12 protein-coding genes and 1 pseudogene are annotated in these 19,182 nt (G+C 76.0%); 7 read left to right on the top strand and 6 right to left on the bottom strand.

Annotated elements, in window-relative coordinates; genetic code table 11:
• A pseudogene (locus ACFC0B_RS04095) lies at positions 1 to 939 on the top strand (hypothetical protein); the annotation flags it as partial.
• A gap of 71 nt (positions 940 to 1,010) precedes the next feature.
• On the opposite strand, the gene ACFC0B_RS04090 reads toward ACFC0B_RS04095, so the two are convergent.
• Positions 1,011 to 3,794 (bottom strand): M4 family metallopeptidase, encoded by a 2,784-nt coding sequence (locus tag ACFC0B_RS04090; RefSeq protein WP_376081802.1) that lies wholly within the window; start codon positions 3,792 to 3,794, stop codon positions 1,011 to 1,013.
• Between the two features lie 301 nt (positions 3,795 to 4,095).
• The gene (locus ACFC0B_RS04085) at positions 4,096 to 6,783 is read right to left on the bottom strand and encodes a M4 family metallopeptidase (RefSeq protein ID WP_376081799.1); all 2,688 of its coding nucleotides are present in this window, start codon (positions 6,781 to 6,783) and stop codon (positions 4,096 to 4,098) included.
• A 233-nt stretch (positions 6,784 to 7,016) separates the two neighbouring features.
• On the opposite strand from ACFC0B_RS04085, the gene ACFC0B_RS04080 reads away from it, so the two are divergent.
• The 3 genes from ACFC0B_RS04080 (at position 7,017) to ACFC0B_RS04070 (ending at position 8,483) form a co-directional block, all read left to right on the top strand.
• Complete coding sequence (locus ACFC0B_RS04080; RefSeq protein ID WP_376081796.1) at positions 7,017 to 7,214, top strand: hypothetical protein; 198 nt, start codon at positions 7,017 to 7,019, stop codon at positions 7,212 to 7,214.
• A gap of 41 nt (positions 7,215 to 7,255) precedes the next feature.
• Positions 7,256 to 7,807 (top strand): YceI family protein, encoded by a 552-nt coding sequence (locus ACFC0B_RS04075; protein WP_376081794.1) that lies wholly within the window; start codon positions 7,256 to 7,258, stop codon positions 7,805 to 7,807.
• Between the two features lie 169 nt (positions 7,808 to 7,976).
• Positions 7,977 to 8,483 (top strand): hypothetical protein, encoded by a 507-nt coding sequence (locus tag ACFC0B_RS04070; protein WP_376081791.1) that lies wholly within the window; start codon positions 7,977 to 7,979, stop codon positions 8,481 to 8,483.
• Here ACFC0B_RS04070 and ACFC0B_RS04065 read toward each other — a convergent pair.
• The 4 genes from ACFC0B_RS04065 to ACFC0B_RS04050 form a co-directional block, all read right to left on the bottom strand.
• Positions 8,464 to 10,926 carry a SpoIIE family protein phosphatase gene (locus ACFC0B_RS04065; protein WP_376081789.1) on the bottom strand — a complete coding sequence of 821 codons (2,463 nt, stop codon included), beginning with the start codon at positions 10,924 to 10,926 and terminating at the stop codon, positions 8,464 to 8,466. The genes ACFC0B_RS04070 and ACFC0B_RS04065 overlap by 20 nt on opposite strands.
• Positions 10,923 to 14,780: a HAMP domain-containing protein gene (locus ACFC0B_RS04060; RefSeq protein WP_376081786.1), complete on the bottom strand. Its 3,858-nt coding sequence runs from the start codon at positions 14,778 to 14,780 to the stop codon at positions 10,923 to 10,925. The genes ACFC0B_RS04065 and ACFC0B_RS04060 overlap by 4 nt, the downstream gene beginning before the upstream one ends.
• 617 nt (positions 14,781 to 15,397) lie before the next feature.
• A complete protein-coding gene (locus tag ACFC0B_RS04055; protein ID WP_376081783.1) occupies positions 15,398 to 15,886 on the bottom strand; it encodes an ATP-binding protein in 489 nt (162 codons plus the stop codon).
• Between the two features lie 8 nt (positions 15,887 to 15,894).
• On the bottom strand, positions 15,895 to 16,335 hold the full coding sequence (locus tag ACFC0B_RS04050) for an STAS domain-containing protein (protein WP_376081781.1): 441 nt from the start codon (positions 16,333 to 16,335) through the stop codon (positions 15,895 to 15,897).
• A 265-nt stretch (positions 16,336 to 16,600) separates the two neighbouring features.
• On the opposite strand from ACFC0B_RS04050, the gene ACFC0B_RS04045 reads away from it, so the two are divergent.
• From ACFC0B_RS04045 to ACFC0B_RS04035, 3 genes are read left to right on the top strand one after another with little or no spacing between them, the layout of a single operon-like run.
• The gene (locus ACFC0B_RS04045; protein ID WP_376081778.1) at positions 16,601 to 17,152 is read left to right on the top strand and encodes a DUF6328 family protein; all 552 of its coding nucleotides are present in this window, start codon (positions 16,601 to 16,603) and stop codon (positions 17,150 to 17,152) included.
• Positions 17,153 to 17,205: 53 nt separating this feature from the next.
• Positions 17,206 to 17,982, top strand: coding sequence for an SDR family NAD(P)-dependent oxidoreductase (locus tag ACFC0B_RS04040; protein WP_376081775.1), 777 nt, complete (start codon positions 17,206 to 17,208; stop codon positions 17,980 to 17,982).
• Positions 17,979 to 19,112 (top strand): YbdK family carboxylate-amine ligase, encoded by a 1,134-nt coding sequence (locus ACFC0B_RS04035; RefSeq protein ID WP_376081772.1) that lies wholly within the window; start codon positions 17,979 to 17,981, stop codon positions 19,110 to 19,112. Before ACFC0B_RS04040 ends, ACFC0B_RS04035 begins: the two co-directional genes overlap by 4 nt.
• Positions 19,113 to 19,182 lie beyond the last annotated feature (70 nt).

The following is a 19,182-nucleotide window of genomic DNA, read 5'->3' as shown; positions in this document are numbered from 1 at the left end:
ACCGTCACCAACACCGGCACCGTCCCCGTCACCGGCATCACCCTGACGGACAGCGTCTCCCCCTCCTGCGTCACCGCAGCCGGAAGCTTCGACCTCGCCGTCGGCGCCTCCCACCAGGTGTTCTGCAACCTCACCAACGTCACCCAAGCCACCACCAACACCGTGACCGCCTCCTTCCCCGGACCCGGCGGCACACCCATCACCACGCCCCCGTCCTCCGCCGACGTCCGGATCACCAGCGGCACCCCGTCGCTGGAGGTCAACAAGGAGGTCTGCCAGTCCGACCACGCCGACAATTGCGGCCAGGGCGGGACCGGGCCGTGGGGCAAGGACGCGACCCTGCACAAGGGCAACGCGCCCGAGGAGCTGTGCGCGCCGGACGAGTGCCAGGCGTTCTGGCGGATCACGGTCACCAACACCGGCACGGTGGACCTGACCGGGATCACGCTGAACGACGCCCAGGAGGTGGCCTGCGAGGTGGCGGCCGGAACGTTCGACCTGGCCGCGGGCCAGACGAAGACGTTCTACTGCTCCAGCCTGATCAGCGAGGACACCGTCAACACCGTCACCGCCAGCTACCTGCCGCCGAACTCCCCGCCGGGGAGCCAGCCGGTGACCACGCCGCCGTCCTCCGCGCTCGCCCGGTGCAAGCCGCCGTGCGAGAAGGAGTGCCACGATCACGGCCATGGCCACGACTACGGCCATGACTACGGCCACGACTACGGCCAGTGGCCGTACCAGGGCGGCAACGCTCCCGGCAGCAACCCGCTGGGAAGTCACCCGCTGGGCGGACGCCCGTCCCTCCCGAACGTTTTCGGGATGCCCTCGGCGGTCGGCCCGTCCGACCTGTCCTACCTCACCACCGATCCGTCGCTGAACGACCTCGACTGGCTGATGCCCGTCCTGGTCCCGCGCGGCGGCGAGTTCATCCGGCCGTAGTCCGGCCGAAGGGCGGTGGCCCGGGAAGAACGTCTTCCCGGGCCACCGCCGTGTGCGATCCGGCAGGGCGGTCAGCAGCCGCCGACCGGGCGGTTGCGGGCCACGAGGTCGGTGCGACCCCGGGTGGCGTCCAGCCAGACCACCCGCTTGCCCTCGTCGGCGGCCACCGAGAACTGGCTGCCCCGGTTGCAGGAGACCCGCTCGGGGGTGCCGCCGGTGACCGGGAGCTGGTAGAGCTTCGGCAGCGCCGCGTTCGACCAGCCGCCGCTCGGCCGGTCGGTGCCGTGGGCGAAGGTGACGACCTGGTCGGTCGCGGTCAGCTCACTGTCCGTCGGGGTGACCGCCGCGCTGTCCGCCAGGAGGTCGGTGACACCGGAGCCGTCGGCGGCACCGGAGCGCAGCGCGACGCCGCCCGTGCGGTCCGGCGGAGCCTGCCGCCAGAGCAGCCGGCCGCCCGCGAGGACCGGCGACCCGAGGTAGGGCCGCTGGGCACCGTTCGGGGTGCGCACCGGGTACTGCGCGGTGACCCGGCCGGCGGCGAGGGAGTGGACCGTCGGTGCCTGGACGGTCGTGTCGCCGTCCTTCCAGGTCTCGATCCAGCCGAGCAGGCCGTCCCGGAAGGCGAGGCTCTGGGCCTCGTGGCCCTCGGGCAGCGGGATGTCCACCGGCGCGGCGCCGGCGCGCACGAGGTGGATCCTGGTCCGCCCGGCCGCGTGGTCGCTCACCAGGAAGGCGATGTCCCCGCCGGAGATCCGGACGCCGCCGGGCGACTCGGTCGAGGAGCTGAACAGGGTGCGGATCGGCCCGCCGGTCAGTGAGCGGGTGAGCACCGAGGTCGACCCGGTCCCGGTGTCGTTGAGGCCGATGGCCAGCCAGGCGGCGGAGGTGCCGTCGGTCGCCGCCCAGCCGTGGATCCGGCCGTCCTCCTCGCTGAGCCGGGTCGGGGTGCCGGGGGTGGTGACGGAGCCGGTGTAGAGGGTCGTCCCGTTGCCGGACGGGTCGTCCTTGCCCATCACCCAGTGCCCGCCGCCGGCGGCGGGCCCGGTCGGGGCGGCGATGTCGCTCATGAGCAGGCGGCTGTCCGCGCCGATCCGGCTCTGCCAGCCGGCCCGGATGCCGTGGTCGTCGAACGCGGCGGCCACGGTGCGGAGTTCGGCGCGGCCGAGGCCGAGCGAGCGGCCCGCGGCGAGGACGGCGTTGCGTCCGTCGACGAAGTCGTCCAGCGGGGTGAGGTAGGCGGTGATCGCGCGGTAGACCAGGCGGTCGGCGGTCAGCGGGTCGACGGCGCGCCGGATGTCCCACAGCGCGCCGCTGAAGATGGTGGAGTTGAGGTGCACGCCGGCGTTGTCGAGGGTGGGCGCGGCGCCGATGTAGTCGTCCACCGTGGTGCGGCGGTCGTCCATGCGACGGTTCGCGCAGGCCTCCGGGGTGCCGGTGCGGCAGAGGGTGTCGCCGAGCAGCGCGGCCCGCGGGTCGCTCATCGCGATGCCGCGGGTGGTCACGTCGACGGCGCCGCCGAAGTAGTCGGCCACCGCTTCGTCCAGCGCGCCGGACTGGCCGGTGTAGACGAGGCGGGCCGAGTTCTGGACGACGCCGTGGGTCATCTCGTGGCCCGCGACGTCGAGCGAGGCGGAGAAGGGGAAGTGGGTGGCGTCGCCGTTGCCGTAGATCATCTTCCGGCCGTCCCAGCCGGCGCCGGGGTAGGGCTTGCCGTCCATGCTCACGTTGGTGACGGAGACGATCGGGCTGCCCTTGCCGTCGATCCCGTCGCGGCCGAGCCGGTCGCGGTAGAAGTCGTACACGGCGGCGGCGTTGCGGTGGGCGTCGGTCGCCCCGCTGGTGCCGGTCGCGGCCGGGAACTCCGTGGACGGGGAGCCGACCGGGAGGGTGCCCTCGGGCAGTTGGCCGCTGACCGACCAGAAGTCCCGCCCCTCGCCGTCGTAGGTGGCGATGCCGCCGCCGCGGGTGAGGTCGACGAGCCGGTAACTGCCGTCCGGCTGGCGGGCGATGTCCACCGGCTGCGTGTTGCCGCGCAGGTCGGGGGCGATGCCGGTGGCGGGCTCGCCGCCCGGGGCGGCGGCCGGCTTCGCGGGCGCGGCGGCCCGGGCACCGGTGGCGGCGCCGCCGTCGGCGCCGGCCTGGTACGGGAACCGGGCCCCGTGGGCGAGGGCGACGACGCCGCGTGTGGCGTCCACGTAGACCTCGCGGGCCTGCGGGTCGCCGGTCACCGGATCGGTGGAGCGGACGGTGAAGTGCCGGGTGAGCCGGCCCGCCCCGCCCGGCACGACGACCGGGCCGCGGTCCTCGGCGGTGGCCGCCTCCCGGGCGAGCGGGTCGGTGACCGTGCCGAGCGCCAGGCGGTGCAGCGTCTCCGTCGGCACCGTGGCGGTGGTCGGCGCGGTCAGCCCGGTGAAGTACTTGCCTCCGACCGATTCCACCCGCTGGTCGGCGGCTCCGCCGACCAGGCGCACCAGGTACTGCCCGCCGAGCACCGGCACACCGCCGTGCAGCTGTGGGAACCTGACGGCGCTCAGGCCGTCGGCCGTCCGCTCGACCTCGGGTTCGGCCAGTTGGGCCGGGTCGACGCGGTACCGGTCGGCATGGGCCGCGAGGTGGGCCCGGGCCGCCTCGGCCGGGCTGCCGGGCGCCGCCTCGGAGAGTCCGGTCACCAGCTGCGGGGCGGCGGTGCCCTCCCCCGCCACCAGGCCGGGGACGGGGTCGGCGTCGGCGGCCGGGGCCGACGGCCCCGGCGGCGCGGCCAGGGCGGGCGACCCGGTCAGGGTGAGCGCCAGCGCCAGGCCGAGGGCGGCGCCCGCGCCGAGCGCCTTGGCGGTGGGACGGGAACGTTGGTTCACTGCGGTCCTCCAGGGAATCGGCAGTGTCGACACCGCTGCGGGAAAAGCGATGTGACGGAACGTCACCTGATGCTCGGCGGGCGGGGACCGGCCCGTCCAGCCCTTCGGCTCCAAAGTGCAGCGGGAACCCCGACCCCTGCGCTTCGGCGCAGCCGCCCCGTGTCCGAACAGGCACGATCCGCCTCCGGCCCCCGAAAGACGCCCTCGCCGCTGAACCTCCCCGGGCCCCGAAGCGTTGCGGCCCCGGGGCGGCCTCGCGCGAGTGCGCGGGCCGCCCCGGGGTCACGGCGGTGACCCGTGCTCAGCAGCGGCCGGCAGGGCGGTCGCGGACCACCAGGTCGGTGGTCCCGGCGGTGGCGTCCAGCCACACCACCCGGGTGCCCTCGTCGGCCGCCGCCTCGTACTGTCCGCCGCGGTCGCAGGACACCCGCTGCGGGGCGCCGCCCGCCAGCGGGATCTGCCACAGCTTGGGCAGCGCCGCGTTGGTCCAGCCGCCGGCCGGCTTCTTCTCGTTCTCGTACCGGAAGGTGACGGCCTGGTCGGAGGCGGCCAGCGGGCCGGTGCGCGGCGCCTGCGGGAAGTCGGCGGACAGCAGGTCGACGATGCCGGAGCCGTCCGGGGCCGCGGAGCGGATGGTGCCGCGCGCGGCGTGGTCGTCCGGGAGGTCCAGCCACAGCAGGCGCCCGCCCGCCAGGGCGAGGGAGGTGGCGAGGCTCGGTCCGGAGCCGGCCGGGGCGTGCTCGGGGAACCGGGCCGTCACCGTCCCGGTGGCGAGCGAGTGGACGGTCGGCACCGTCACCAGCCGCTCGCCCTCCTGCCAGGTCTCGACCCAGCCGAGCAGGCCGTCCCGGAGGACCAGGCCGGTGGCGCTGTGGCCCTCGGGCAGCGGCAGCGCGACCGGTGCGCCGCCGTCGCGGCTCACGTGGGGCACGGTGCGGCCGTCCGAGGAGACGGTGAAGGCGAGGTCGGTGCCCGATATCCGGACGGCCCCGACCTGCTCGGTGGTGGAGCGGAAGACGCTGCGCACCGGGCCGGTGCCGCTCAGCGGGGCGGTCAGCACCTCTTGCGCGGCGCGCGGGTCGCTGCCGCCCTTCGCCACCCACGCGGCGTTCGTCCCGTCGGTGTCGGCCCAGCTGTGGGAGCGCCCGTCCTCGGGGCTCAGCCGCACCGGCGTGCCGCGCCCGTCGAGCGCGCCGGCGTACAGTCCGACGCCGGCCGCACCGTCGGCGCGCATCACCCAGCGGCCGTGGGCGGCGGCCGGGGCGGCCATGCCGGTGGTGACGTCGCGCAGCAGGGCGCGGCTGTCGATGCCGATCCGCTGCTGCCAGCCCTCCTTGATCCCGTGCGCGTCGAAGGCGGCCGCCACCGTGCGCAGTTGGCGCTTGGTCAGGCCGAGGTCCCGGCCGGCGGCGAGCACCGCGTTCCGCCCGGCGACGAAATCGTCCAGCGGGGTGAGGTAGTCGGCGAGCGCCCGGTAGACGAGGCGGTCGGCGGTGAGCGGGTCCAGGGCGCGGCGGATGTCCCACAGCGCGCCGCCGAAGATGGTGGCGTTCAGGTGCACCCCGCCCGCGTCGATCTCGTGGCGGGTGCCCAGGAAGTCGGCCACGGTGGTACGCCGGTCGTCCAGGCGGCGCTCCGCGCAGGCCTGCGGGGTGCCGGTGGGGCACAGGCTCTCGCCGAGCAGCGGCGCGGTGGGATCGTCCATCGCCGTGCCGCGGGCGGTGACCTCGACGGCGTTGCCGAAGTAGTCGGCGACGGCCTCGTTCATGGCGCCGGGCTGGCCGAGGTCGAAGAAGTTCGCGGTGTTCTGGACGACGCCGTGGGTCATCTCGTGCGCGGCCACGTCCAGGGCCACCGGGAACGGGTAGCGGCCCGGGCCGTTGCCGTAGACCATCTTGGTCCTGTCCCAGAAGGCGTTCGGGAACGGCGTGCCGAGGTCGGTCACGTTCACCACGGAGACGATCGCCCCGCCCTTGCCGTCCAGGCCGTTGCGCCCCAGCCGGTCGCGGAAGAAGTCGTGGACGATCCCGGCGTTGACGTGCGCGTCGGTGGCGCCACTGCTCCCGGCGGCGGCGGGGAAGGCGGGGGTGGCGGAGGACAGGGGCGCGGCTCCGGCCGGCATCTTCCGCTGGTAGTCGAGGAAGTCGCCCCCGGCGGCGTCGTAGGTGCTGATGACGGAGGTCCGGGTGAGGTCGGTGAACTGGTAGCCGCCGTCCGGGCGGCGGGCCAGGTTCACCGCGACGGTGCGCCCGTGGGCCTCGGGGGCCGTGCCGGTGGCGGGCTGCAGACCCTCGGCGGGGGCGGTGGCCGCGGTCGCGGCCGACTCCCCGGCCGCCGGTTCCGGGCGGGGTGCGCGGGTGTCGTGGGCGAGGACGACGGCGCCGGTGGCGGCGTCGACGAACACTTCGCGGGCCCGGCCCGACGCGGGGTGCAGGACGAAGCGCTCGGCGAGCAGGCCGGCGCCGTCGGGGAGGACCACCGGGCCCAGGTCCTCGACGTCCGCACCGGCGCGGTCCCGCGCGTCGTCCAGGCCGTCGAGCGCCGAGCGGCGCAGTTCCTCGGCCGGCACGGTGGCGACGGTGGGGGCGGTCAGCGCGGTGAAGTAGCGCCCGCCCGCCGACTCCACCTTCTGCCCGGCGCCCTGCCCGGACAGCCGCACCAGGTACTGCCCGCCGAGCACCGGGACGCCGCCGTGGCGCTGCTCGAACCTGACGGTGCGCCGACCGCCGGGGGCCTCGGTGGTGGCGAGTTCGGCCAGCTCGCCGGGGTCGATCCGGTAGCGGTCGGGGTGGGCGGCCAGGTGTGCCAGGGCGGCCGCGGCCGGCTCGCCGGGGGCCGGTTCGGACAGTCCGGTCACCAGTTGCGGGGCCTCGGTGCCCCCGCCGGTGACCAGGGCCGGCACCGGGTCGCCGTCGGACGCCGGGGCCGCAGCGGCCAGGACGGGCGGCACGCCCGGGGCGAGTGCCGCGACGACGGTCGCGACGGCCAAGGTGCGTGCGGTACGGGAGATTCTGGGCACAACGGTCCTCTCGCGGGACGGTCGGGAACGGCGGCGGAGCACGGCCGCCGCGCGATCCACCATATGCAGTTGAGCGACATATGTCGATGATCTCTCCATTCGATCAGTCCCGACCGCGGACCCGGCCGCCCACGAGCAACCCGTTCAGGACCGCCACCCCCTGCCGTCCGCCCGCGCCCGCGCCCGCGCAAGGGAATCGCGTTGTGGTCGCCCACGAGCACCACTCCTTCCCGGAGCGCGCCGGAGCGGAGTGGCGGGGCGGACCGGCCGTCGGGGTTGCGGTCCGGCCGGGGGCGTGCGTGCCGGGCCGCCCGCGGCTGCTGCGGGTCGACCTGCCGCAGGCCTTCGTGCGCGCGATGATGCTGGAGTGCGCGGCCCGGCCGGGCGCGCCGCCGTCCTGACGGAACCACACCACCGTCCGCACCACCACGGAGGCTCCCGTATGACCGCTTCGCTCGCCGAGCTGACCGGCGACTACGTCCTCGACCCCGCCCACACCCGGATCGGCTTCGTCGCGCGCCACGCCATGGTGACCAAGGTCCGGGGCTCGTTCAAGGCCTTCGAGGGCACCGCCCATCTGGACGGCGCCGACCCGGCCCGTTCGGCCGCCCAGGTGGTGATCAAGGCCGAGAGCATCGAGACCGGTGTCGAGCAGCGCGACCAGCACCTGCGCACCAACGACTTCCTCGACGCGCCCACCTACCCCGACATCACCTTCCGCACCACCTCGGTGGAGCCGCGCTCCGACAGCGACTACCGGGTGACCGGCGAGCTCACCATCAAGGAGACCACCCGCCCGGTCACCATCGACTTCAAGTACACCGGCAACGCCGTCGACCCGTACGGCAACCTGCGGGTGGGGCTGGAGGGCTCGGTCACGATCAGCCGCAAGGACTACGGCATCACCTGGAACGCGGCACTGGAGGGCGGGGGCGTGCTGGTCGGCGATAAGGTCGTCCTGGAGTTCGACATCTCCGCGATCAAGCAGGCCTGACCCGGACGGACCTGCCGGGAGGGCGTAACGGGTACTCGACCCGGAGCCTCGGACGGCGTCCGGGTCGAGCCCCCGCCAACGGTCGGCCGGGACCTACGGTTCCGGCCGTAACGGTAGGGTGACGAGGGTCCGTTGGTGCGGCACAGCGAACTCGGGGGGGGGCGGCCGGTTGCCGAAGCTTCACCTCATCACCGGCGCGCCGGGAGCCGGAAAGTCCACGCTGCTGCGGCACCTGGACGCGTACCCGTTCGCCGTCGCCGACTTCGACGAGCTGCCGGAGCCGGACGGCCGGCTGCTGGGTATCGGCATCACCTCCCCCTCCGCGGGTCCCGTCTGGCCCGCCTACAACAGGCTCTGGGTGAGGATCGCGACCATGATGCTCCGGGCCGGCGGACCCGTGGCGATCCTCTGCCCCCTGACGCCGGGCGAATGGGCGAGCGCGGCCGCAGACGCCCCGGACCCGCCGCGGGTCACCTGGGCGCACCTCGACTGCGCCGACGCGGACCGGCGTGCCCGCCTGGCCGCCCGGGGGTGGGATCCGGACCGGATCGAGGACGCGATCAGGGACGCCGAAGAACTCCGGTCCGTGGTGAGCAGGCGGTTCACCTCCACCGGCCGGAGTCCTGCCGACGTCGCCGCGGCGGTGGCCGACTGGATCACGAACGGCGCGGAGTAGGGGCGTCCGGGCGGTCGTCCGCCGGCCCGTCCTGCTCGACGCGGACGGCGACCAGGCAGGTGTCGTCGTCGGTGTCGGCCGGGCTCAGCTCCAGCAGCAGGTCCAGGTACCGCTCCAGGTCGGGGCCGGGCCGGCCCGCGGCCCGGATGAGGTGGTCGACGGACTCCTCGACGGGGCGGTCCCGGCGCTCGACCAGGCCGTCCGTGTAGAGCAGCAGGACGTCCCCCGGCGCCAGCCGCGCGGTGTACTCCTCGTAGTCGGCGTCCGGCATGGCACCGAGCAGCACCCCGTGCGGCAGCGGCAGCACCTCGGCGCCGTCGGCGGCGAGCCGGATCGGCGGGAGGTGGCCGGCCCGGGCCCAGCGCAGCGTGCCGTCGTCGGGGCCGAGCAGCGCGCACACGACGGTGGCGGTCAGCTGCCCCGGCTCGCGCAGGGCCACGGTGTTGGCCCACTCCAGCAGCCGGCCCGGACCCGCGCCGGTGACGGCCAGCCCGCGCAGCGCGTGCCGGAGCGCCACCATGCCGGTGGCCGCGCCGACGCCGTGGCCGGCGACGTCCCCGACGGCGACCAGCACCTGCCGGTCGGGCAGCACCAGGACGTCGTACCAGTCGCCGCCGACCCGTTCGCGTTTGGCCGCGGGGCGGTAGCGGACGGCGGCGCGCAGCCCGGTGGCGCCGAGCGGCGGCGGCGCGGCGGGCAGGATCGCCTGCTGGAGCCGCAGCGCGAGCTGTTCGCGCTCGGCCGACTCCTGTTCGCTGTCGGCCAGCCGCGCCCGGGTGGCGCCGAGCGCGACCTCCGTCCAGTGCTGCGCCGACACGTCGTGGTAGGCCCCGCGCACGGCGCTCAGTGCCCCGTCGGCGTCCAGGACGGGTTCGGCGACCACCCGGGTGTAGCGCTGGGTGCCGTCGGGGCGGACCAGCCGGAACACCGCGGAGGCGGTGCGCAGCCGGTGCTGGACGGTGTCCTGCAGCCGCCGGACGGCGGGTTCGTCGTCCGGGTGCACGTACCGGTCGAGCCGGGCCAGCGGGACGGCCGGGGCGTCGGGCGGCAGGCCGAACAGCTCCGGCAGGCCCGTGCTCCAGAGGATCCGGCCGGCGGCGGGCCGCTCCTCGAACCCGGCCACCCGGGCGAGCCGCTGGGCCTGGCGCAGCAGGGCGCTCTGCTCGGACTCCCCGGACCGGTCGGCGTCGCGCTGCCAGGTGAGCAGCAGCCGCCCGTCGAGCGGGGCGACGGCGATCCGCAGGGTGGTGGGCTGGGCGATGCCGCCGCCCTGGAAGACCAGGTGCAGGCGTTCGTCGCTGCGGGTCTCCCCGGTCTCGTGGGTCCGCAGCAGCGGTTCGAGCAGGCCGGTGGCGCAGGCCACGGGGTAGGCCTCCAGCAGGGAGGTGCCGTCCAGGCCGCTGCGGGGACGGCCGAGCGGATCCTGGAACGCCCGGTTGGTGCGCAGGATGGTGAAGTCGACGGGCCGGCCGTCGCGCAGGACGGGGTCGAGCAGCACGGCGGGGGTGAGCAGGCCGTCCAGCAGCTCGGCCTGCCGGTCCGGGGGGACGGCGGGCTCCGGGTGGCCGAGGACGGTGGTGCAGAGGTCGGCGAGGGCCAGCAGCTGGCGGCGCTGCGCGGGGCCGAGGGCGGGTGCGGGGCCCGGCCAGAGCACTTCCAGCGCGCCGCTCCGGCGGCCGGCGTCGAGCAGCGGGAGGACGGCCCGGGGCGTGTCGGCGCCGCCGACGGCGGGGCCGGCGGGCGCCGTGTCCTCGGGCCAGTGCGGGGCACCGGTGGCCAGGGCCCGGTGCGCGGGGCTCGGGACGCCGGGCGGCACCCGGCTCCAGGCCTCGGCCTCGTCGGCCGGCAGCCCGGCCTGGGCGGCGAGCGCGAGGGCGCCGGCGGGCAGCCGCTGCCAGACCAGGACGGCGTGGGCACCGAGCGGTGCGGCGGCCTGGCGCAGGACGGCCTCGACGGCGGCGGCCAGGTCGGGCACGGCGGCGAGGGCCCGGGCCGGCGGCGCGGGGGCGTCGGACGGCCCGGTGGGCGCGGACGGCCCGGGTGGCGGGGAGTCCTCGGACGGCGGACCGGCCGGGCCGCGCCGGCCGGGCCCGGCGGACCGGCCGACGACGTCGGCGGCCAGGGTGACGACCGGGACCCCGGCTTCCTGGGCGAGCCGGGCCAGCCGGGCGGCGGCCTCGGCGGGCGGTACGGTCAGCCGCTCGGCGAGCATCCCGGTGGCGAGGTCGACCAGCGCCCGGGTGCCCTCCTCGGCGCGCATCCGCTCGGCGGCGTGCTGGAGCCGCCGGACGGCGCCCGCGAGCTGCCGCGCGACGGCGTCCCCGGCATCCCCCGCGACGGCCTCCCCGGTCTCCGCCGCGGCGGTCTCCCCCGCGCCGGCCGACGCGTCGCCGTCGACCGGTCCGGAGCGGGACGGGGCGGGGTCGCGCGGACCGTCGCTCATGAGGCGTCCAGCCAGTGCCGCATCCGCTCCAGCAGCAGGGCGGTGTCCACGGGCTTGGTGACGTGGTCGTCGGCGCCGGCGCCGAGGCTCTTGGCCCGGTCGCCCGCCATCGCCTTGGCCGTGACGGCGACGACCGGCAGGCGGGCGAAGCGCTCGTCCGCCCGGATGGCGGCGATGGTGGCGTAGCCGTCGAGGCCGGGCATCATCACGTCCATCAGCACCAGGTCGGTCTCGGGGTGCCGGCGCAGCAGGTCGAGCCCGGCGCGGCCGTCTCCGGCGTGCAGGACGGTCAGTCCGTGCTGTTCGAGGGCGGCGGCGAGGGCGAAGACGTTGCGGATGTCGTCGTCGACGATCAGCACGGTGCGCCCGGCGAGCGGGTCGTCGGTGTCGACCGCGGCGCCGTCGGAGTCCGCCGCGGCCGGGTGGCGGCCGCCGAGCAGGGCGATCAGGCGCTCGCGCAGCCCGTCGAGTCCGGAGAAGAGTTCGAGGCGGTCGACGGCGGTGCCGACCCGCGCGGCCGGGCCGCCGTCGCCGTGGTGGCCGAGGACGGGCGTGCTCTCGGGGAGGGCGGTGAGCAGCACCGGGGCGAGTTCGCCGGTGTGGGCGAGGTCGACGACGGCGCACCGGTAGGGGCCGTCGGCGATGGCGGCGCGCAGGCCGGCCTCGTCGCCGGCGCTGCGCAGGCCGACCGGGGGGTCGTCGCCGTGGGCCTCGGCGGCGGTGCGGGCGAGGAGGGTGAGCAGGCCGGGCGGGTCGGCCTCGACGACCAGCACGCGGGCCTCGGCGGCCGGGGCGGCGGCGGGCCGGTCGCGGCGGGCGAGCGGGAGGTAGAAGCTGAAGCGGCTGCCCTGCCCCGTGGTGGAGCGGACGGTGAGGGCTCCGCCGAGCAGGCGGGCGAGTTCGCGGCTGATGGACAGGCCCAGCCCGGTGCCGCCGTAGCGGCGGCCGGTGGTGCCGTCGGCCTGCTGGAAGGCGCCGAAGATGGTGTCGAGGTGGGCGGGGTCGATGCCGATGCCGGTGTCGTCGACGTGGAAGGCCACCGCGGCGTCCGCCTGGCCGAGTTCGGCGGGTAGCCCGTCGGCGTCGACGGAGGCGATGCGCAGGTCGACCCGGCCCGTGTCGGTGAACTTGATGGCGTTGGAGAGCAGGTTGCGCAGCACCTGGCGCAACCGGGCCTGGTCGGTGACGAGTTCGGGCGGGACGCCGTCCTCGACGGTGATCCGGAAGGTGAGGTCCTTCTGGTCGGCGAGCGGCTTGAAGGCGGACTCGACGTAGGCCAGCAGCTCCTGCACCGCGAAGGGTTCGGGGCTGAACTCCATCTTGCCGGCCTCGACCTTGGAGAGGTCGAGGATGTCGTTGATGAGCTGGAGCAGGTCGGAGCCGGCCGAGTGGATGACGCCCGCGTACTCGACCTGCTTGGGGGTGAGGTTGCCGGCCGAGTTCCGGGCGAGCAGCTGGGCGAGGATCAGCAGGCTGTTGAGCGGGGTGCGCAGTTCGTGGCTCATGTTGGCCAGGAACTCCGACTTGTACATCGAGGTGAGGCTCAACTGCCGTGCGCGCTCCTCCAGTTCCTGGCGGGCCTGTTCGATCTCCAGGTTCTTGGCCTCGATGTCGCGGTTGCGGTCGGCGAGCTGTCCGGCCTTCTCGCCGAGTTCGGCGTTGGAGCGCCGAAGCTCCTCCTGGCCGTCCTGCAACTCCTCGGACCGGGCCTGGAGTTCGGCGGTGAGGCGCTGGGACTCGCCGAGCAGTTCGTCGGTGCGGGCGTTGGCGAGCAGGGTGCCGATGTTGACGCCGCAGGCCTCGGCGAACTGTTCCAGGAAGTCGCGGTGGACGGCGCTGAAGGGGTGGACGGAGGCGAACTCCATGACGCCGAGCAGCCATTCCTCCAGGGCGATCGGCAGGATCACCACCGAGCGGGCGTGGGTGGCGCCGGCGCCGGAGGCGATGGTGGCGTAGTCGGGCGGCAGGTCGTCCACGGCGACGGTGCGCCGGGTGCGGGCGGCCTGGCCGACCAGCGACTCACCGAGCCGCACCCGGGCGGGGGCTGCCCCCTCGGCGGGGATGCCGTAGGCGCTGATCCGGGCCAGCGTGGTGGACTCGCCGCCCTCCTCGGCCAGGTAGAAGGCGCCGTACTGGGCGCCGACCAGCGGGGTCAGCCGGTCGGTGATCAGCTCGGCGACGGCGCGGATGTCGCGTTTGCCCTGCATGGTGCCGGTGAAGCGGGCGAGGTTGGTCTTCAGCCAGTCCTGTTCCTGGTTGGCGCGCGTGGTCTCGCGCAGCGACTCCACCATGAAGTTGACGTTGTCCTTGAGGTCGGCGACCTCGCCGGAGGCGTCCACGGTGATCGAGCGGGTGAGGTCGCCCTCGGCGACGGCGCTGGTGACCTCGGCGATCGCGCGGACCTGCCGGGTGAGGTTCCCGGCGAGTTCGTTGACGTTCTCGGTGAGCCGCTTCCAGGTGCCGGAGACGCCCTCGACCTCCGCCTGACCGCCGAGCCGGCCCTCGGTGCCGACCTCGCGGGCGACCCGGGTGACCTCGTCGGCGAAGGAGCCGAGCTGGTCGACCATGGTGTTGACGGTGGTCTTGAGCTCCAGGATCTCGCCGCGCGCGTCCACGTCGATCTTGCGGGTGAGGTCGCCCTCGGCGACCGCCGTGGTCACCTGGGCGATGTTGCGCACCTGGCTGGTGAGGTTGTGCGCCATGAAGTTGACGTTGTCGGTGAGGTCCTTCCACGTCCCGGCGACGTTGGGGACGCGCGCCTGACCGCCGAGGGTGCCCTCGGTGCCGACCTCGCGGGCGACCCGGGTCACCTCGTCGGCGAACGCCGAGAGGGTGTCGACCATGGTGTTGATCGCCCCGGCGAGCGCCGCCATCTCGCCCTTGGCCTCCACGGTGATCTTCCGGGAGAGGTCGCCCCGGGCGACGGCGGTGGCCACCTCGGACATCGAGCGGACCTGGCCGGTGAGGTTGGAGGCCATCACGTTGACCTTGTCGGTCAGGCCCTTCCAGGTGCCGGAGACGCCCCGGACGGTGGCCTGCCCGCCGAGGTTGCCCTCGGTGCCGACCTCCCGGGCCACCCGGGTCACCTCGTCGGCGAACGCCGAGAGCTGGTCGACCATCGTGTTGATGGTCTCCTTGAGCAGCAGGATCTCGCCCCGCGCGTCGACCCGGATCTTCTGGGTGAGGTCGCCCTCGGCGACCGCCGTGGTGACCTCGGCGATGGCGCGGACCTGGGCGGTGAGGTTGTCCGCCATCACGTTGACCGACTCGGTGAGGTCGCGCCAGGTGCCGGAGACGTCGCGCACGTCGGCCTGGCCGCCGAGCCGGCCCTCGCTGCCGACCTCCCGGGCCACCCGGGTCACCTCGTCGGCGAACACCGAGAGGGTGTCGACCATCGTGTTGACGGTGTTCTTGAGCTCCAGCAGCTCGCCCCGCGCGTCGACCTCGATCTTCTGGGTGAGGTCGCCGCGCGCCACCGCCGTGGTCACCTGGGCGATGTTGCGCAGCTGCCGGGTGAGGTCGCCGGCCATCGCGTTGACGGCGTCGGTGAGGTCCAGCCACGTCCCGGCCGCGCCGGGGACGTGCGCCTGGCCGCCGAGCCGCCCCTCGCTGCCGACCTCCCGGGCCACCCGGGTCACCTCGGAGGTCACCCGGGCGAGCTGCTCCACCATGCCGTTGAACACGGCGGCGATCTCGCCCGGGACGCCCGGCAGGTCGGGGCCCAGCCGGGTGCGGAAGTCGCCGTCGCGCACCGCCGTCAGCCCGGCGAGCAGCCGCCGCAGGACCTGGTCGGGCTGGTCCGCGCGCCCCGCCGCGGCGTCCGGCGCGCCGTCCGGCACCTGGTGCTCGTCCATCCGTCCACCGCCCGGATCGACCGCACGGCCGGATCGCCCGACGGGCGGCACCGGCCGTTGGGGGCGGCGGCGCCGCCCCGCCTCCCACTGTGCCACCCTCGCGCGGCGGGGACACACGGGACGTCGGCCCGCGAGCGCCGAAAGACGTGGTTCGCCGTCCGCCGACCGGGTGGACGCGGCCGGCGGGGACGGGCAACCCGAAAGGAGCACCGCCGTGCCCCGAGGATCGAGCCCTGTCCTCCGGCCGGCGCGGTGGGCAGCGCTCGCACCGGGGCGCCGGCGGGCCCGCCCACGACCAGCTGTACGACGAGGCCGGGCAGCGCGGCGTCAAGGGGCGCCCCAGGATGAACGAGCGCGAACTCTCCCACGCGCTCGGCCGCCGAGGCCGATGAGAACCGCGAGGTGCGCCATGACCGTTCCGACCGTCCCACCGCCCGGCCATCCGGACACCGAGCCGTTCCCCCACCCGTACCCGCGCCCCCATCCGGTGCCCGGGCCCGAGCCCGACCCGGCGCCGCCCCCGGTGCCGCCGTTCCCGCCGCCGGACCCCGACCCGGGCCCGCCGACCGAGCCGCGGCCGGCCGGCTGAGCGTGCCCGACACCCGAATGCCCGGGGCTCAACGGCCCCGGGCACCGCTCGGGCGACGGCGGTCCAGCGGCGAGGGCACCTCCAGCCAGACCGACTTGCCCGCGCCCTCGGGCCGCGAGCCCCAGGCGCGGGCGAGCCGGTCCACCACGCGCAGCCCGTGCCCGCCCGGCCGCCGCGGGTCGGCGGACGGGCGCAGCCGCGGCGGTTCCGGGCTGGCGTCGCTGACCTCGACCCGCAGCCGCAAGGTGTCCCAGCGCAGCCGCAGCTCGCGCGGGCCTCCGGGCGTGTGCAGGCAGGCGTTGGTGACGAGTTCGGAGACCATCAGCAGGACGTCCTCGAAGACGGCCATCTGCTCGTCATCGGGCCAGTGCTCGCCGTCCACCGCGAGCCAGTGCCAGTCGAGGAGCGCCTGGCGGCTGAACTCGCGCGACCGCTGCACCGCTCCGCGGGGCCCGTTCAGCGTCAGCCGCCGGGTCTCGTCCGGGACCGGCGCGGGCGCGGGTTCAGGGCTGGTCATCAGGCGCCTCACGGGCCGGCCGGGCCGCTGTCCGGGTCCAGCGCGGAAGCGACGTCGGCGTGGATCCGCAGCACGGTGTCCGCCCCGGTGACGGCGAACAGCCGTACGACGGCGGGGCGCGGCCCGGCGACCTCCAGCAGGACGCCGGCCAGCTCGGCCTCCTGCCGGGCCCGCAGCAGGGTGTTCAGTCCGGTGGAGTCGCAGAAGCGCAGGTCGGCGAGGTCGACCAGGATCCGGGCGAGGCCCTCCTCGCCCGGTCCGGCCAGCGCGGTGCGCAGCCCGTCGGCCGAGTCGTGGTCCAGTTCTCCCCCGACGGCGACGATCCGCACCGGCCCTTCGCGGCGCACCGCGACCCGCAGCTCCCCCGGCCGGTAGGCGTCGGGGGGCTCGCGGTCCGGGCCTCCCGCCTCGTGCCCAGTGTCCCCCGTGCCCCCGGCGGAGTGGTGCATGGCTGGCTCCCGGTCCGGTCGGAACGGCGTCGTGCCGTCCGGACCATGATGCCGCGCGGGCGCTCGGGCCGCGCGGACGCCGGGGACCGGCGGGCCCGCGGTCGCGTACCGCGGATCCGGCGGCGTCGGGGTCGTCTCGTCCACGGCTCGCGTGTGCCCGCCTGCGCCCCGGCCACACGCGGGGCGGACCCGCCCGGAGGATGATCCGGAGGAGGCGCGGCAATCGCGCGGGAGGGGCGCAACGGACAGGACGGAGGTGGGCCGGATGGCGCCGGGAGCGACCGGGCGGGACGGCCCCGACCCGTCCCGGACCGGGCGGCAGGAGTCGCCGGAGGAGCGCGCGGACCGCCGGTGGAGCGATCTGCTCCAGGAGGTCCGGGTCGCGCAGACCGGCTCCCAGGTCCTGTTCGGCTTCCTGCTGAGCGTCGTCTTCATGCCGCGGTTCGCCCAATTGGAGCAATTCGACCGGAATCTGTACGTCGTCACCGTGGTCCTGGGCGCGCTGGCGACGGGGTCGCTCGCCGCGCCGGTCTCCTACCACCGGCTCTTCGCCGGCCGCCGGCTCAAGCCGGAGCTGGTCGAAGCCGCCGCGCGGCTGGTCGCGATCGGGCTGGTGCTGCTGGCCCTCACCATCGGCTCGGCGCTGCTCCTGCTGCTGCGGGAGGCCATCGGCGGCGCGCCGGCCGCCTGGATCACGGGCGCGGTGATGGGCTACTTCATCTGCTGCTGGCTGCTCCTGCCGCTGGTCCAACTGCGCCGGCGCAACGGCCGGGGAAGCCCGGGCAACGACCGGGATCGGCGCCCGCCGACGGGCTGAGCCGCCACCGCGCCGGGACGTTTCTCCCCCTCCCGGGCGGCAACACGCCCGGCATGAGGACTCACCGCCGTCCGCCGCAACGCACCGCCGTCGCCACGGGAGCCGGGGCCGGTCCGGCCGGTGCCGAGGGGCGGTCCGGGCCGGTCGGCGCCCGGGTCGGGGACGCCTTCGCGGGGGTGCTCGCGCCCTTCGCGGACCTCACGGCCGCCGAGTTTCGCCGGGTCACCGAGGTCACCTACCGTGGGTACGTGAACGGCACCCGTGCCGCGCCGCACCGGATGTCGCCGCGTGACCGCGGCACCGTCGTCCAGGTCGGCCCGGCCATCGCCCACCGGGACATCCCGCCGCGGAGCGCCCACAGCAGTGCCAGGCACGCCGTCCAGGGCCGGTACGAGGCGCTGCGCCGCGAACCGCTCGCCGCCGACTCCGGCGCGCGGGTCACCGCGGCACAGCCGCCGGCCGTCGACACCCCGCAGGTCGACCCGGTGCTCAGCCGACTGCCCGCCCGCGCCGTCCGGTACGCCGACCACCACCCCGGTCGGCGCGAGTCCCGGGTCGGCGCGAGCACAACCGCCACCCGGCTGGCCGACGCCGTCGCACCCGGCCCGCCGGACCGCCGCCCGGCGCGGCCGGAGGACCGGCCGCGGCCCGTGGCGGACCCGGACGCCCTCCCGATGCCGGTCGACGACACCGCCGACCACGGCCCGCGCGGCCGCTTCCACGACGGGGCCCACGCGCACAGCCCTCAGCTGTGCGCCTCCCGGCAGCACGGCCCGCTCGCGGCGGCCGGCACCGCGCCGGCCCGCGGCTCGCGGCGGAGCGCGCCGTGACCGCGCACCCGACCCCCCGGACGGTGCCCACCCTCGGGGTGGAGGAGGAGTTCCTGCTGGTCGACCGCCGCACCCGGCTGCCGGTCGCGTGCGGGCCGCGGGTGCTGGCGGCGGCCGCCGCGGTGCTGGACGACCAGGTGCAGCCGGAGATCTTCCAGGTGCAGGTGGAGACCTCCTCCCGCCCCGCGCTGCGGCTCAAGGAGCTGTCCGACGACCTCGTCCGGCTGCGCGCCGTCCTGGTGGCCGCGGCCGCCGACGCGGGCTGCCTGCTGGTCGCCGGCGGGACGCCGGTGCTGGTGGGGCCGGAGCCCGCCCTGCTCACCGACAAGGCGCGCTACCGCCTGGCCGCGGCCCGCTACCCGGCCGCGGCCGCCGACAACGCCGGGGCGCTGTGCGGCTGCCACGTCCACCTGGGCACCTTCGAACGCGGCCTGGCGCTGGCGCTCGGCAACCGGCTGCGGCCGTGGCTGCCGGTGTTCCAGGCGCTCACGGTCAACTCGCCGTTCGACCGGGGCCGGGACAGCGGGTTCGCCAGCTGGCGGGACGTGCGCTGGTCGCGCTGGCCCACCGTCGGCGCGGCGCCTCTGGTGGACGAGCGGGGCTACGAGCGGCGCGCCGACGCCCTGGTCGCGCGCGGGACCCTGCTCGACCGCCGGATGATCTACTGGTACACCCGCCCCTCCGAGCACCTGCCGACGCTGGAGGTGCGGGTCGCCGACGCCAACGCCGACCTGGGGACCGTGGTGCTGCTGGCCGGGCTGCTGCGCGGTCTGGGCGCCGTCCTGCTCGACGAGGCCCGGGCCGGGCTGCCGCCGCCCGCCGTGCCGCACGGCCGGCTGTCGGCCGCTCACCGGCGGGCCGCCATGACCGGCCCGGTGGGCGAGGGCATCGACCCGTTCACCGGGTGGCCGGTGCCGATGCCCGCCCTGGTGGACCGGCTGCTGGAGCGCGCCGCGCCGGGGCTGTCCGCCGCCGGCGACCTGACCGCCGTCGAGGCCGGGCTGGATCGGCTGCGCCGGCTGGGCAGCGGCGCCGACCGCCAGCGCCGGTCCCTCCGCCGGCGCGGGCGCCCGGAGGACGTGGTCGACGACCTCGCCCGGCTGACGGCCTCCTTTCACCCGTCCGGCTGACGCATGGAGCGCCCGGTCCGGGGCAGACGCGCCCCCGGGCGGGTACCGGCCCGCCGTCGAACGGAGGCGA

Source organism: Kitasatospora sp. NPDC056184 (genome assembly GCF_042268405.1).
Classification (GTDB): domain Bacteria; phylum Actinomycetota; class Actinomycetes; order Streptomycetales; family Streptomycetaceae; genus Kitasatospora.
The sequence above is the reverse complement of the archived record's forward strand: the minus strand, read 5'-3'. Positions and strand labels throughout refer to the sequence as shown.

What these genes read in the sequence shown, in the direction of transcription:
- ACFC0B_RS04055 (WP_376081783.1), bottom strand. Translation starts at nt 15,886, where the DNA reads ATGACCAGCCCTGAACCCGCGCCCGCGCCGGTCCCGGACGAGACCCGG.
- ACFC0B_RS04045 (WP_376081778.1), top strand. Translation starts at nt 16,601, where the DNA reads ATGGCGCCGGGAGCGACCGGGCGGGACGGCCCCGACCCGTCCCGGACC.
- ACFC0B_RS04050 (WP_376081781.1), bottom strand. Translation starts at nt 16,335, where the DNA reads ATGCACCACTCCGCCGGGGGCACGGGGGACACTGGGCACGAGGCGGGA.
- ACFC0B_RS04060 (WP_376081786.1), bottom strand. Translation starts at nt 14,780, where the DNA reads ATGGACGAGCACCAGGTGCCGGACGGCGCGCCGGACGCCGCGGCGGGG.
- ACFC0B_RS04075 (WP_376081794.1), top strand. Translation starts at nt 7,256, where the DNA reads ATGACCGCTTCGCTCGCCGAGCTGACCGGCGACTACGTCCTCGACCCC.
- ACFC0B_RS04040 (WP_376081775.1), top strand. Translation starts at nt 17,206, where the DNA reads ATGAGGACTCACCGCCGTCCGCCGCAACGCACCGCCGTCGCCACGGGA.
- ACFC0B_RS04065 (WP_376081789.1), bottom strand. Translation starts at nt 10,926, where the DNA reads ATGAGCGACGGTCCGCGCGACCCCGCCCCGTCCCGCTCCGGACCGGTC.